This is a genomic window from Streptomyces sp. NPDC059003, assembly GCF_042740445.1.
Taxonomy (GTDB): Bacteria; Actinomycetota; Actinomycetes; order Streptomycetales; family Streptomycetaceae; genus Streptomyces.
The window spans coordinates 1-14,194 of sequence record NZ_JBHYJH010000205.1; the positions used below are offsets into that span (position 1 = coordinate 1).

13 protein-coding genes are annotated in these 14,194 nt (G+C 71.2%); 7 read left to right on the top strand and 6 right to left on the bottom strand.

Features of this window, described 5'->3' with window-relative positions; translation table 11 throughout:
• Positions 1–75: 75 nt before the first annotated feature.
• Both ppgK and ACFWZ5_RS39875 read right to left on the bottom strand, forming a co-directional pair.
• Positions 76–813: a polyphosphate--glucose phosphotransferase gene (ppgK, locus tag ACFWZ5_RS39870; RefSeq protein ID WP_384892087.1), complete on the bottom strand. Its 738-nt coding sequence runs from the start codon at positions 811–813 to the stop codon at positions 76–78.
• Positions 814–854: 41 nt separating this feature from the next.
• Entirely contained in the window at positions 855–1,850 is a 996-nt protein-coding gene (locus ACFWZ5_RS39875; protein WP_384806606.1) for a 4-hydroxy-3-methylbut-2-enyl diphosphate reductase, read from the bottom strand.
• Positions 1,851–1,937: 87 nt separating this feature from the next.
• Here ACFWZ5_RS39875 and ACFWZ5_RS39880 point away from each other — a divergent pair, with 87 nt between their 5' ends.
• The 4 genes from ACFWZ5_RS39880 (at position 1,938) to ACFWZ5_RS39895 (ending at position 5,807) form a co-directional block, all read left to right on the top strand.
• A complete protein-coding gene (locus tag ACFWZ5_RS39880) occupies positions 1,938–3,353 on the top strand; it encodes an APC family permease (protein WP_384892090.1) in 1,416 nt (471 codons plus the stop codon).
• A 230-nt stretch (positions 3,354–3,583) separates the two neighbouring features.
• Entirely contained in the window at positions 3,584–4,792 is a 1,209-nt protein-coding gene (gene xseA, locus ACFWZ5_RS39885) for an exodeoxyribonuclease VII large subunit (RefSeq protein ID WP_384803672.1), read from the top strand.
• 9 nt (positions 4,793–4,801) lie between these two features.
• The gene (locus ACFWZ5_RS39890) at positions 4,802–5,059 is read left to right on the top strand and encodes an exodeoxyribonuclease VII small subunit (RefSeq protein ID WP_384803670.1); all 258 of its coding nucleotides are present in this window, start codon (positions 4,802–4,804) and stop codon (positions 5,057–5,059) included.
• 157 nt (positions 5,060–5,216) lie between these two features.
• Positions 5,217–5,807, top strand: coding sequence for a malonic semialdehyde reductase (locus ACFWZ5_RS39895; protein ID WP_384803667.1), 591 nt, complete (start codon positions 5,217–5,219; stop codon positions 5,805–5,807).
• A 100-nt stretch (positions 5,808–5,907) separates the two neighbouring features.
• On the opposite strand, the gene ACFWZ5_RS39900 is transcribed toward ACFWZ5_RS39895, so the two are convergent.
• Positions 5,908–6,456: a DUF4245 domain-containing protein gene (locus ACFWZ5_RS39900; protein ID WP_384803664.1), complete on the bottom strand. Its 549-nt coding sequence runs from the start codon at positions 6,454–6,456 to the stop codon at positions 5,908–5,910.
• Positions 6,457–6,640: 184 nt separating this feature from the next.
• Between ACFWZ5_RS39900 and glpX the strand changes: the two genes are divergently transcribed.
• Complete coding sequence (glpX, locus tag ACFWZ5_RS39905) at positions 6,641–7,675, top strand: class II fructose-bisphosphatase (RefSeq protein WP_384803660.1); 1,035 nt, start codon at positions 6,641–6,643, stop codon at positions 7,673–7,675.
• 125 nt (positions 7,676–7,800) lie between these two features.
• On the opposite strand, the gene ACFWZ5_RS39910 is transcribed toward glpX, so the two are convergent.
• Positions 7,801–8,208, bottom strand: a complete 408-nt coding sequence (locus ACFWZ5_RS39910) for a WhiB family transcriptional regulator (protein ID WP_384803657.1) — start codon at positions 8,206–8,208, stop codon at positions 7,801–7,803.
• 191 nt (positions 8,209–8,399) lie between these two features.
• Positions 8,400–9,068: a DUF1707 domain-containing protein gene (locus ACFWZ5_RS39915; protein WP_384803654.1), complete on the bottom strand. Its 669-nt coding sequence runs from the start codon at positions 9,066–9,068 to the stop codon at positions 8,400–8,402.
• Positions 9,069–9,240: 172 nt separating this feature from the next.
• On the opposite strand from ACFWZ5_RS39915, the gene ACFWZ5_RS39920 reads away from it, so the two are divergent.
• Positions 9,241–10,905: a fumarate hydratase gene (locus ACFWZ5_RS39920; protein WP_384803651.1), complete on the top strand. Its 1,665-nt coding sequence runs from the start codon at positions 9,241–9,243 to the stop codon at positions 10,903–10,905.
• 84 nt (positions 10,906–10,989) lie between these two features.
• On the opposite strand, the gene ACFWZ5_RS39925 is transcribed toward ACFWZ5_RS39920, so the two are convergent.
• Positions 10,990–12,546, bottom strand: a complete 1,557-nt coding sequence (locus tag ACFWZ5_RS39925; RefSeq protein ID WP_384803648.1) for a ricin-type beta-trefoil lectin domain protein — start codon at positions 12,544–12,546, stop codon at positions 10,990–10,992.
• Between the two features lie 176 nt (positions 12,547–12,722).
• Between ACFWZ5_RS39925 and ACFWZ5_RS39930 the strand changes: the two genes are divergently transcribed.
• Positions 12,723–14,135, top strand: coding sequence for a class II fumarate hydratase (locus ACFWZ5_RS39930; protein ID WP_384803645.1), 1,413 nt, complete (start codon positions 12,723–12,725; stop codon positions 14,133–14,135).
• The last annotated feature ends 59 nt before the right edge of the window (positions 14,136–14,194 follow it).

The following is a 14,194-nucleotide window of genomic DNA, read 5'->3' on the forward strand; positions in this document are numbered from 1 at the left end:
GGCTCCGCCCCCCTGGACCCCCCTTTTATCCGGCGCTTCGCGCCTCGTCCTCAAAAGCCGGACGGGCTGGATTTTTCAGCCCGCCGCGGCCATTGCCGCGCCCACGATCCCCGCGTTGTTCTGCAGCTGGGCCGGGACGAGCTCCGCCTCGATGCCCTTGATCAGGGGCAGGAACTTGTGGGCCTTGCGGCTCACGCCGCCGCCGATGATGAACAGCTCGGGCGAGAAGAGCATCTCCACGTGCGCCAGGTACTTCTGGACGCGGTGGGCCCAGTGCTCCCAGCTCAGGTCCTCGTCCTCGCGGGCCTTGGACGAGGCGCGCTTCTCCGCGTCGTGGCCGCCCAGCTCCAGGTGGCCGAGCTCGGTGTTCGGGACGAGGTGGCCGCCGGTGAAGACGGCGCTGCCGATGCCCGTGCCGAGGGTGAGCACGATGACCGTGCCCGTGCGGCCGCGGCCCGCGCCGAAGTGCATCTCGGCGACGCCCGCCGCGTCCGCGTCGTTCAGGACGGTCACCGGGGCGCCGCCCGTCCGGTCGGAGATCAGGCGGCGGATGTCCGTGCCGATCCAGCTCTTGTCGACGTTCGCCGCCGTGCGGGCCGTGCCGTCCGTGATGACGCCGGGGAAGGTGGCGCCGACCGGGCCGGTCCAGCCGAAGTGCTCGACGACCTCGCGCACGCACTCGGCCACGCCGTCGGGCGTGGCCGGATGCGGCGTGAGCACCTTGTGCCGCTCCTGCGCCAGGTCTCCGCGGTCCAGGTCAACGGGCGCGCCCTTGATCCCTGATCCGCCGATGTCCACACCGAAGATCTGCATGGACCCAACGTTACGACGCCGGACTGACAGTGACACGGCGGTCACTTCTTCGCGGACAGCTCCGCGGCCTCGGCGCGCAGATCGCGGCGGAGCTCCTTGGGCAGCGAGAACGTGATCGACTCGTCGGCCGTCTTCACCGTCTCCACGTCCGCGTACCCGCGCTCGGCCAGCCACTGAAGGACGCCGTCCACCAGGACGTCCGGGACGGACGCGCCCGAGGTGAGGCCGACGGTGGTGACGCCCTCCAGCCAGGCCTCGTCGATCTCGCCGGCGTTGTCCACCAGGTGCGAGGCGGGCACGCCCGCCTCCAGGGCGACCTCGACCATGCGGATCGAGTTCGAGGAGTTCTTGGAGCCGACGACGATGACGAGCTCGGCGTCCTCCGCAAGCTTCTTCACCGCGGTCTGGCGGTTCTGCGTGGCGTAGCAGATGTCGTCGCTCGGCGGCGACACCAGGCCCGGGAACTTCGTCTTCAGGGCGTCGACGGTCTCCATCGTCTCGTCCACGGAGAGCGTGGTCTGGGAGAGCCAGACGACCTTGTCCGGGTCGCGGACCTCTACCTTGGCGACGTCCTCGGGGCCGTCGACGAGCGTGATGTGGTCGGGCGCCTCACCCGACGTACCGATGACCTCCTCGTGCCCCTCGTGGCCGATCAGGAGGATGTCGAAGTCCTCCTTGGCGAACCGGACCGCCTCCTTGTGGACCTTGGTGACCAGCGGGCAGGTCGCGTCGATCGTCGCGAGCTGCCGTTCGGCGGCCTCCTGGTGGACGGTCGGGGCGACGCCGTGCGCGGAGAACATCACGATGGAGCCCTCGGGCACCTCGTCCACCTGGTCGACGAAGATGGCGCCCTTCTTCTCCAAGGTCTGCACGACGTACTTGTTGTGGACGATCTCGTGGCGGACATAGATCGGGGCCCCGTACTGCTCAAGGGCCTTCTCGACGGCGATCACGGCACGGTCCACACCCGCGCAGTAGCCACGGGGAGCGGCGAGCAGGACACGGCGGGAGCCAGGCGTTGCAGTCATACAGCCCATCGTAAGGCCGCGTACGAGAGGTCAAAGATCGCCTCTGTGGGGAGACTGGGAGCCAGTGCGCGATCAGCGGATGCACCCGGAGGCACGATGTCCGCCCACACCACGAATGCGCCCCTCCCGTCCGACGGGGACGGGGGCGGGGGTCCCGACGCGGCCGGGGCCACGGACCAGGAGCTGAGGCGCAGCCTCACCTTCCGGGACCTCGTCGTCTACGGCCTGCTCTTCATCGCCCCCATGGCGCCGGTCGGCGTCTTCGGCACCCTCGACGCGAAGTCGCACGGCGCGGTGGCCCTGGTGTACGTCGTGGCGACGGTCGCCATGGCGTTCACCGCATTCAGCTACGCGCAGATGGTGAAGGTGGTGCCCCAGGCGGGCTCGGTCTTCGCGTACGCGCGCGTGGGGCTCGGAAACGGCGCCGGTTTCATCGCGGGCTGGATGGCGATGCTGGACTATCTGCTGATCCCGGCCGTCGCCTACCTCTTCTCCGGCATCGCGATGCACGAGCTGGTGCCGGAGGTGTCCCGGTGGGTGTGGACGGCGATCGCGGTGGCCGTGACGACCGCCCTGAACCTGTGGGGGGTGCGGCCCGCGGCGCGCGTCGGCTTCGCGGTGCTCGCCATGGAGATCGTGGTGCTCCTCGTCTTCGTGGTGTCGGCGATCGTGGTGCTCGCGCGGGACGGCGCGGAGCGCGGCTGGCTCTCGCCGTTCTCGGGCGACGGTACGCAGGGCGCGTTCGCGCTGTCCGCGGTGGTGGGCGCGGTGTCCGTGGCCGTCCTGTCGTACCTGGGCTTCGACGCGATCGCCTCGTTCGCGGAGGAGGTCACCGGGGGTTCGGCGAAGGTGGCGCGGGCGGTGCTCTTCTGCCTCGCCCTGACGGGGGTGCTGTTCGTGGCGCAGACGTATCTGGTGGCGCTCCTCAGTCCCGTGTCGTCCGCCGACCTCGCGGCGAACCCCGGTGACCAGGGGTCCGCGTTCTACTCCGCCGTGGACGCGTCCGTCGGGACGTGGCTGCACGACCTGGTGGCCGTGAGCAAGGCGATCGGCGCGGCGTTCGCCGCGCTGGCCGGGCAGGCCGCGGCGGGGCGACTGCTCTTCGCGATGGCCCGGGGGCGGCGGCTGCCGCGGGTGCTTTCCCGTACGGAGTCCGGGACGCCGCGCGTCGCCCTCCTGTGCGCGGCCGTGGTGACCCTCGTCGCCGCCGTGTGGGCCGCCCGGCGGGACGACGGCATGGACCATCTGGTGTCGGTCGTCGACATCGGCGCGCTGACGGCGTTCGCCCTGCTGCACGCGAGCGTGGTGGGGTGGTTCGCGGTACGGCGCCAGGGGGGTCCGGTGAGCTGGTGGCGGCACGTTCTGATCCCCGTCCTGGGCACCGCGATCGTCATCGCCGTCATCGTGGAGGCCGCGGGCTCCGCCCAGGTGGTCGGCGCGGTTTGGCTGGCCGGGGGCCTTGTGGTGCTCCTGGCCCAGGCCAGGCGCCGCGGCTCCGCCGGAGCGGGGTGACGCGCCTGTGCGCACGTACCGCCGCTACCGCGGCGGCGACTCCCCGCCCGCCCACCCATTACCTGCCGACGGGCCGCACCCGCCGATGGCGGCCAGCCCCCACCGGGGGCGTCCACCCCCTGGCAGGGCAGAAACGGGCGGGCGGGTGGGAAACAACCCGCCGCGGTAGCGGCGGAACCCCCCACCGGCCCGCACCCGCCCTGTCAGAGCCTCCGGCTAGTCTCCGCGGTATGGGTCTCAACACGTCCGCCGAAACCCCCCTCCCCGTAGGTGAGGTCTCCCGGCTCATCGGGGGCTGGATCGATCGTCTGGGGGCGATCTGGGTGGAGGGGCAGATCACGCAGCTGTCCCGCCGCCCGGGCGCCGGCGTCGTGTTCATGACGCTGCGCGACCCGTCGCACGACATCTCGGTGAGCGTCACGTGCTACCGCCAGGTGTTCGACGCGGTCGCGGACGTCGTCTCCGAGGGCGCCCGCGTCGTGGTGCACGCGAAGCCGGAGTGGTACGCGCCGCGCGGCCAGCTCTCGCTGCGGGCCGCCGAGATCAGGCCCGTCGGCGTCGGCGAGCTGCTCGCCCGCCTGGAGCAGCTGAAGAAGAACCTCGCCTCGGAGGGCCTGTTCGCCGCCGACCGCAAGCGGCCGCTGCCGTTCCTGCCGCAGCTCATCGGCCTGGTCTGCGGCCGCGCGTCCGCGGCCGAGCGCGACGTCCTGGAGAACGCGCGCCACCGCTGGCCCGCGGTCCGCTTCGAGGTGCGCAACGTCCCGGTGCAGGGCGTGCACGCCGTCCCGCAGGTGGTGCAGGCGGTCAAGGAGCTCGACGCCCTGGCCGAGGTCGACGTGATCATCGTGGCGCGCGGCGGCGGCAGCGTGGAGGACCTGCTGCCGTTCTCCGACGAGCAGCTGGTGCGGGCGGTCGCCTCCTGCCGTACGCCGGTGGTGTCCGCGATCGGCCACGAACCGGACACCCCGCTCCTGGACTACGTGGCGGACCTGCGCGCCTCCACGCCCACGGACGCCGCGAAGCGGGTCGTGCCGGACGTCGGCGAGGAGTACGAGCGCGTGGCGTTCCTGCGGGACCGCGCGCGCCGCAGCGTGGCGGCGTTCCTCGACCGCGAGGAGCGGGGCCTCGCGCACGCCCTCGCCCGGCCTGCCATGGAGGACCCGCACCGCATGGTCGAGGCCCGCGAGGAGCAGGTCACGGCGTATGTCGACCGGGCGCGCCGCACGCTCGGGCACCTCCTGGACCGCGCGCAGTCGGAGCTGACCCACACGCACGCGCGCGTGGTGGCCCTCTCCCCCGCCGCCACCCTCCAGCGGGGGTACGCGGTCCTGCAGAAGCAGGAAGGACCGGTCGTCCGGTCCGCGGACGAGGTGGCGCCGGGCGAGGAGCTGCGCGCGCGGGTCGCCGAGGGCGAATTCACCGTACGAGTCGACATCTAGGGTGGGCGCATGACCAGCAAGACGGATGCCAAGGCCGCCGAGGCGGAGACCGGTACGGCGGACGCGCTCGGCTACGAGCAGGCGCGGGACGAGCTCATCGAGGTGGTCCGCCGCCTGGAGGCGGGCGGCACCACGCTGGAGGAGTCCCTCGCCCTGTGGGAGCGGGGCGAGGAGCTGGCCGCGGTGTGCCGCCGCTGGCTGGACGGCGCACGGGCCCGCCTGGACGCGGCGCTGGCCGAGGACGAGGGCGACGGCGCCGAGGGCTAGCCCCAGGCGCAGCACAGTCGAGGGCCGCCCCAGGCGTCGAAACACGCGCGAACGCTGTGAAGCGGATCACCGCGTTCCCATTTTAGTTGAACTTTGAACCTCATTGGCGTAGTGTCGTCACCGTTCCCCACTGACGTACCGAGAAGGTTGAAAGAGAATGTCCCTCGTTCTTGACCCCGCCGCCCAGGACCTGCTCTTCCGCGAGGCCCGCACCGCGAACACCTTCAGCGACGAGCCCGTGACCGACGAGCAGATCCAGGCCGTCTACGACCTGGTCAAGTACGGCCCGACCGCCTTCAACCAGTCCCCGCTGCGCGTGACCCTGGTCCGCTCCCAGGAGGCCCGCGAGCGTCTGGTCCAGCACATGGCGGAGGGCAACCGGCCGAAGACCCTGACGGCCCCGCTCGTCGCGATCCTCTCCGCGGACAACGAGTTCCACGAGGAGCTGCCGCAGCTGTTCCCGCACGCCCCGGGCGTCAAGGACGCGTTCTTCTCGCAGCGCCCGGTGCGCGAGCAGGCCGCGGGCCTGAACGGCGCGCTGCAGGCCGCGTACTTCATCGTCGGCATCCGCGCCGCGGGCCTGGCCGCGGGCCCGATGACCGGGTTCGACCCGGCCGGCGTGCAGAAGGAGTTCCTGGACGACGACCACACCCCGCTGATGGTCGTCAACATCGGCAAGCCGGGCGACGACGCCTGGTTCCCGCGCTCCCCGCGCCTGGACTACGAGCAGGTCATCACGACCGTCTGAGCCACGGCGCTCAGGACGCGGAGCGACGCTCAGGACACAGAGCAACGAGTGGGGCCCGGCGCATGCGCCGGGCCCCACTCATGTCACTGCCACACCGTCGTCAGCTCTTCCCGACCGGCTCGACCGGCGTCCGCTTCATCTCGAGCGACTCCGCCATCGCCGTCAGCTGCCCGAACGGCGCCGTGCCCGCGACGACCGTCGTGGCGCCCTTGTCCCGCAGGACGAGCGCGTCGTAGCGGGTGCCCTTGTAGCGCTGCCAGGTCCTGCCCGCGATCTTCTGGGTCTCGTCCGTCTTCTCGGCCTTCTGCGTGGCCTGCTCGATGAACTCCGCCGGCTTGGCCGTGGACTGCTTGATCGCGACGTACTCGCCCTTGGGGTCGAGGAAGCCCAGGTGCCAGCTGTCGTGCGCCGCGCCGTTGTACCGCACCGACGTCGGCTTCCACGACGTGGGCAGGCCCTTGGGCGCCGCCACCGGGTAGGCCGCGGCCCGCCGGGCCGTCAGGAGCTCGACGCGGTAGTCGACCCGCTCGACCGGATCCTTGGATTCGTCGTGCGGGATGAAGATGTAGATCGCCGCCACGACGATGCCGATGACGGCCATCGAGAGCAGCATGTTCCGCACGGTCTGCTTGCCAGTTCTGCCTGCCACGCCCCCCATCGTCGCAGGTCCCCCGCCGCGTCCCGGCATGGCCCCTGGCCCACGCGGCACCTGCTCAAACGTGGGGCCCTCTGCTCATACTGTCGGCCTGCGGATAGAGTCGAGGCATCACCCTCACCCGGCCGTCAGGCATCACCCCCATCCGGCCGTCGTCGTATCAGAAAGGTGCGCCTCGATGACCGAGCATCACTCCCTGCCGTCCGAACTCGAGGTCTCCCCGGAGGCCCCCGACCGCAACCTCGCCCTGGAGCTCGTCCGGGTCACCGAAGCCGCCGCGATGGCGGCGGGCCGCTGGGTCGGCCGGGGCGACAAGATCGGCGCCGACGGTGCCGCCGTCAGGGCCATGCGGACCCTCGTCCACACCGTCTCGATGAACGGCGTCGTCGTCATCGGCGAGGGCGAGAAGGACGAGGCGCCGATGCTCTTCAACGGCGAGCGCATCGGTGACGGCACGGGCGCGGAGGTCGACATCGCCGTCGACCCGATCGACGGCACCACCCTCACCGCCAAGGGCATGCCGAACGCCATCGCCGTCCTGGCCGCCGCCGACCGCGGCGCCATGTTCGACCCGTCGGCCGTCTTCTACATGGACAAGCTGGTCACGGGCCCCGAGGCCGCCGACTACGTGGACATCAACGCGCCGGTCGCGGTGAACATCCGCCGCGTAGCCAAGGCCAAGAAGTCCTCGCCCGAGGACGTCACGGTCATGATCCTGGACCGGCCCCGGCACGAGGGCATCGTCAAGGAGATCCGCGAGACCGGCGCGCGCATCAAGTTCATCTCGGACGGCGACGTGGCCGGTTCGGTCATGGCCGTGCGCGAGGGCACCGGCGTCGACCTCCTGATGGGCATCGGCGGCACGCCCGAGGGCATCATCAGCGCCTGCGCGATCAAGTGCCTGGGCGGCGTCATCCAGGGCAAGCTGTGGCCCAAGGACGACGAGGAGAAGCAGCGCGCGCTCGACGCGGGCCACGACCTGGACCGCACGCTCTCCACGAACGACCTGGTCAGCGGCGACAACGTGTTCTTCGTCGCCACCGGCATCACCGACGGCGAGCTGCTCCAGGGCGTGCGCTACCGCGCGGAGACCGCCTCGACGTCCTCGCTCGTGATGCGCTCCAAGTCCGGCACCATCCGGAAGATCGACTCCGACCACCGGCTCGCGAAGCTGCGCGCGTACAGCGCGATCGACTTCGACCGGGCCAAGTAGCGGATCAAGCAGCGGATCAAGCAGCGGGCCTGGCAGCGGGCCGGGCAACTGCCCGTGCGGCAGCGGCCGCATACGTCGACGGGGGCGCTCCGTGCGGGGAGCGCCCCCGTTGTCGTACGCCGGTGTCAGCCCGCCGCGGCGACCGCTCGGGCCGCCTTCTTCAGCTCCAGGTCGCGCCGGCGGCGCCGGGCGAGGACCACGCGGCGCTCGGCGGCGGTCAGGCCGCCCCACACCCCGTACGGCTCGGGCTGGAGGAGGGCGTGCTCGCGGCACTCGACCATCACGGGACAGCGGGCGCAGACCCGCTTCGCGGCCTCTTCACGGGAGAGGCGGGCGGCCGTCGGCTCCTTGGAGGGGGCGAAGAACAATCCGGCCTCGTCGCGGCGGCACACGGCGTCCGAGTGCCATGGGTTGTCCTGGTCCCGCTCTCGCACTGGCACCCTTCCCCAAGCACTCGGCTGCGCTCCCGCAGGGGAGGCCCCATCGGCCGGAACGGCGGCGACCTGCAGGGACTGATGCGTCGGTTGCAGCACGGTCTACTCCTGACGACGGCTTCGCGAGCGAGAGACGATGCACCAAGCTCTACCCGCTGTGTGCGGGCCTATGCACTGAGTCCCGGCGTACGGAAGTTCTGATTCCTCGTACGCGGCGCCCCTGGCCGAAACCTGTCGTCGGCGCCCGGCCGCCGTGCCGTCGCCAGCGCGCGCCGGAGTGCGGCGCGCGGTCAGCCCTCCAGCTTCTTGCGCAGATATCCGCGCAGGTCACGGATGAGCTTGCCGCGCTTGGGGCGGGCCCTGACGTCGCCGAAGACCGCGCAGCCCTCGATGTGGACGACCGGGGCGTCGCGCTCCTCGGCGTCCAGCGTGTCCACTTCGAAATCGCCGAAGACGCCCGCGCCGCGGCCGCGCAGCGACACGTTCTCCGGGACCCGGATCTTCACGTCGCCGAAGACCGCGACGCCCTTGATGACGATCTGCCGGTGCTCGAAGACCGCCTCGCTGAGGTCGACGACCGCGTCGCCGAAGATCGCGTACGCGTGCGTGCGGCGGCCCGGCCGCCACTGGCCCCTGCGGACGGCGTCGCCGAAGACCGCGTACAGAGTCTCGTCGGCGGACTCCGGGACCGCGCCGGGGGCCGGGCGGTCCGGGGCCCGGTCGAGCGACGGCGCCCGCTCCCCCGGCACCGGCAGGTCCGCGACGTACGGCTCGAGGTCGGCGAGCGTCTTCGCGCGGTACACCCCGTCGATCCGCTCGCCGTGCTCCTCCGGGTCGAGGCGGCCCTCGGCGAGCGCGTCGGCGAGGATGTCGGCGGCCCGGTCCCGGTCGGCGTCGGAGGCCCGCAGCGGCGTCGGCGCCTTGGCGGGCGGTGCTGAGGAGCGCTTCTCTAGGTCCACATCGGCAGCGTAGCGAAACGCGATAGATCGCGACAGCCCTCAGTCGCACCTCGCCCGGTGTCCCTCAACTGAGCCTTACCTCACCAAAACCACGCCCCACTCCCGTTCTACGCTGAAGGGACGCTTCCAATGGAGGGGGCGTCGCTGTCTGCCGAGTGAGGAATTGGGCGTCATGCCAGAGTTTGCGTACTCCGATCTGCTCCCGCTGGGAGAGGACACCACGCCGTACCGGCTGGTGACCGCCGAGGGCGTCTCGACCTTCGAGGCCGACGGGCGCACCTTCCTCAAGGTCGAGCCGGAGGCGCTGCGCAAGCTCGCCGAGGAGGCCATCCACGACATCCAGCACTACCTGCGGCCCGCGCACCTCGCCCAGCTGCGGAAGATCGTCGACGACCCCGAGGCCTCGGGCAACGACAAGTTCGTCGCGCTCGACCTGCTGAAGAACGCGAACATCGCGGCGGCCGGCGTGCTCCCGATGTGCCAGGACACCGGCACGGCGATCGTCATGGGCAAGCGCGGCCAGAACGTGCTGACCTCGGGCGGCGACGAAGAGGCCCTGTCCCGCGGCATCTACGACGCGTACCAGAACCTGAACCTGCGCTACTCGCAGATGGCCCCCCTCACCATGTGGGAGGAGAAGAACACCGGCTCGAACCTGCCCGCGCAGATCGAGCTGTACGCGACCGACGGCGGCGCGTACAAGTTCCTCTTCATGGCCAAGGGCGGCGGCTCCGCCAACAAGTCCTTCCTCTACCAGGAGACCAAGGCGGTCCTGAACGAGGCCTCCATGATGAAGTTCCTGGAGGAGAAGATCCGTTCGCTCGGCACGGCCGCCTGCCCGCCGTACCACCTCGCGATCGTCGTCGGCGGCACGTCCGCCGAGTACGCCCTGAAGACCGCGAAGTACGCCTCCGCGCACTACCTGGACGAGATCCCGGCCGAGGGCTCGCCGCTCGGCCACGGCTTCCGGGACCAGGACCTGGAGGAGAAGGTCTTCGAGCTGACGCAGAAGATCGGCATCGGCGCGCAGTTCGGCGGCAAGTACTTCTGCCACGACGTGCGGGTCGTGCGGCTGCCGCGGCACGGCGCCTCCTGCCCCGTCGCCATCGCCGTGTCCTGCTCCGCCGACCGCCAGGCCGTCGCGAAGATCACCGCCGAGGGCGTCTTCCTGGAGCAGCTGGAGACGGACCCGGCGCGGTTCCTGCCGGAGACCACGGACGAGCACCTCAGTGACGACGACGTCGTCACGATCGACCTCAACCGTCCCATGGACGAGATCCTCGCCGAGCTCACCAAGTACCCGGTGAAGACCCGCCTTTCGCTGACCGGACCGCTCGTCGTGGCCCGCGACATCGCGCACGCCAAGATCAAGGAGCGGCTCGACGCGGGCGAGGAGATGCCGCAGTACCTGAAGGACCACCCGGTGTACTACGCGGGCCCGGCGAAGACCCCCGAGGGCTACGCGTCCGGCTCCTTCGGCCCGACGACGGCCGGGCGCATGGACTCCTACGTGGCGCAGTTCCAGGCGGCGGGCGGCTCCAAGGTCATGCTGGCCAAGGGCAACCGCTCGCAGCAGGTCACCGACGCGTGTGCCGCGCACGGCGGGTTCTACCTGGGCTCCATCGGCGGTCCCGCCGCGCGCCTCGCGCAGGACTGCATCAAGAAGGTCGAGGTCGTCGAGTACGAGGAGCTCGGCATGGAGGCGGTCTGGAAGATCGAGGTCGAGGACTTCCCGGCGTTCGTCGTCGTCGACGACAAGGGGAACGACTTCTTCCAGAACCCGGCCCCGGAGCCGACGTTCACGACGATTCCGGTACGGGGGCCGGGGCTGGCGTAGAGGGCGCGCGGGAGCGCCCCATAGGGGCGCGGGGAACTGCGCGACCAGCCACAACGGTCCCGCAGTTCCCCACCGGCCCGGCGGCTAGGCGAACCGCTGGTTCGCCGTATGTGCGCACTTCTGGAGGCGCAGCGGGTCCTTCGGGCCAGACAAGGTCAGGCAGAGCTCCGTCGCCTCGGCGGGGCGCAGGGTGCCGGACAGGCGGATGAACTTCTGGTTGGTGCCGCCGTGGCAGTTCCAGAGGGTGACGGCCGCGCCCTCCGCGTACTTGCCCTCGGGGACGTCCACGCAGCGGTCCTGGGTCAGGCCCGTGTGCAGGGACTGCCGTCCCGTGTCGAACCACCAGGTCTGGTTGCGGTTTCCGGTGCAGTCCCAGCCCTGGACCTTGGTGCCGTTGCGGCTGCTCGACGCGTCGGCGTCGAGGCAGGTGCCGGTGGCCTCGTTCTTCAGGGGCTTGTACGCGTCGTCCCAAGCGGGCCCGTACAGCTTGGCGCTGCCGGTGCTGGCCGAGTCGGCGCAGCCGCCCTCCTCCCAGCCGGAGTCGTAGAGCTGGGTGAGGCAGGACGCGAAGGCGCCGTGGCCGCGGGCGTTGGGGTGGAAGGACTGCCGCACCGAGTTGGAGTCCGGCGGGAAGGGGTTGGAGAGCTCCACGTACAGGCCCCGCGCCCAGGTGTCCTCCATGCAGACCTCGTGGCCGTGGAAGAGGCGGGAGTTGTCGAGGTAGGTCGCCCCGGCGTTCCGGGCGGCGGTGCGCATGCCGCGCTCGAAGGCGGGCACGGCCTCGTTGCGGCCCCACTCGGTGTCGGAGTCGTAGCCCATGCCGCCGCAGGCCAGCTTGCCGGGGAAGTTCGGGTTGTCGCGGAAGTCGGGGCCGATCGGGCTCGGGTAGCCCATGACGACCAGCTTGTAGTCGCTGCCGGAGTACCCGGCCTGGCCCATCACCGTGCGCAGGTCGCGCACGGTCTGCTCGACCTTGGGCACGAGCGCGTCGACGCGGGCCTGCCAGCCCGGCTTGTACTTGGGGGCGCAGGGGCCCTGGAGGGTGAGGTAGCGGGTCACGCAGTCGGTCATGACGGGCGCGAACTGGAGGTCGTCGTTGGCGCCGACGACGAGCAGGATCGCCTTGATCTTGGTGTTGCGGGCCTTGATGGCGAGATTGTCGCTCTGCACCAGCTCGTCCGCGTACTGCTTCTGGCCGCCGATGCGGATGTTGGCGGTCGTCGCGCCGGAGCAGGCCACGTTGTACGTGACGTCCGCGGGGATGCCCGTGCGGTGGATCGCGGCGTCCGGCGAGCGGTGGCACCAGTTGTCCGGGCCGTCCGTGCCGGGCTCGTAGCGGCCGATGCCCTCGCCGCTGATCTCACTGTCGCCGAGCGAGATCAGGCCCGTCTTGCGGTCGGCGAGCGGGCGCTCGGCCGCGTCGCCGTACAGCTTCTCGGCCTCCGCCGCGCGGATCTTCTCCAGCTCCGGCGGCAGCGGCGCGGCCGCCCCGGCCTGCCGCCCCCCGGGCCCGTCCGGCGCGGCCTGGGCGGGCACGGCCGCCACGGCACCGCCGACCAGGGCGGCCAGGGCCGCCACCGCCGTGAACGTACATCGCAGTCGGCCCGCGCCGCCGTGTCCGACGCGTGTCACGCGCTTCATTGCGCCTCCCCGAGTTGGTGTTACCCACGGTTTTTACTGGTGGGTATGAGGCTTGGGAATACTTGTAACAAGACAAGTGCTCACCTTTTCGAGGGAGTTGCGGCGGCCCGGACCGGGGTGTATGCGGCCGCTCCCGGGCGGTTGCGAGCAGCACGGAACGGAAGGACAGTCGGAACATGAGCGGCGGCGTAGACGTGGGCGACGGCGGCGAGTACCGGATCGAGCACGACTCCATGGGTGAGGTACGGGTGCCCGTGGGCGCCAAGTGGCGCGCCCAGACCCAGCGTGCCGTCGAGAACTTCCCGATCTCGGGCCAGCGCATCGAGCGCGCCCACATCGCGGCGCTCGCCGAGATCAAGGCGGCCGCCGCGAAGGTCAACGCCGAGCTCGGCGTGCTCGACAAGGACGTCGCGGGCGCCGTCGCGGACGCCGCCCGCGAGGTCGCCGAGGGCCGCTGGGACGACCACTTCCCGGTGGACGTCTTCCAGACGGGCTCCGGCACGTCGTCCAACATGAACACGAACGAGGTCATCGCCACCCTCGCCACCGAGCGGCTCGGCCGTGACGTCCACCCGAACGACCACGTCAACGCGTCGCAGTCGTCCAACGACGTCTTCCCGTCCTCCCTCCACATCGCGGCCACGGCGGCCGTGACGGGCGACCTGATCCCGGCCCTCGATCACCTCGCGGGCGCCCTTGAGGCCAAGGCCGAGGAGTTCGCCGACGTCGTCAAGTCCGGGCGTACGCATCTGATGGACGCCACGCCCGTCACTCTTGGGCAGGAATTCGGCGGGTACGCGGCGCAGGTGCGGTACGGGGTCGAGCGGCTGCGGTCCTCGCTGCCCCGCCTCGCCGAACTGCCGCTCGGCGGCACCGCCGTGGGCACCGGCATCAACACGCCGCCCGGCTTCTCCGCCGCCGTCATCGCCGAGGTCGCCCGCGCCACGGGCCTGCCGCTCACCGAGGCCCGCGACCACTTCGAGGCGCAGGGCGCGCGGGACGGCATCGTCGAGACCAGCGGTCAGCTGCGGACCATCGCCGTCGGCCTCACGAAGATCTCCAACGATCTGCGCTGGATGGCGTCCGGGCCGCGCACGGGCCTCGCCGAGATCAGCCTCCCCGACCTCCAGCCCGGCTCCTCGATCATGCCCGGCAAGGTGAACCCGGTCATTCCCGAGGCCGTCCTCATGGTCGCGGCGCAGGTCACCGGCAACGACGCGACCGTCGCGGCCGCCGGGGCCGCGGGCAACTTCGAGCTCAACGTGATGCTGCCCGTGATCGCCAAGAACGTCCTGGAGTCGGTGCGGCTGCTCGCCAACGCGTCGCGGCTGCTGGCCGACCGCACGGTTGCCGGCGTGGTCGCCCATCGGGAGCGGGCCCGGGAGTACGCCGAGTCGTCGCCGTCCGTCGTGACTCCGCTCAACAAGTACATCGGGTACGAGGAGGCGGCGAAGGTCGCCAAGCGGTCGCTGGCGGAGCGCCGGACCATCCGTGAGGTCGTCCTTGACGGTGGATACGTGGAGCGCGGCTTGCTGACGCTTGAGCAGTTGGACGAGGCGCTTGACGTACTGCGGATGACCCGGCCGTAGGCCCTCGCGGGGCGCCCCAGACCCGCCCCTTCCCGAACTGGGGCTCCGCCCCAGACCCC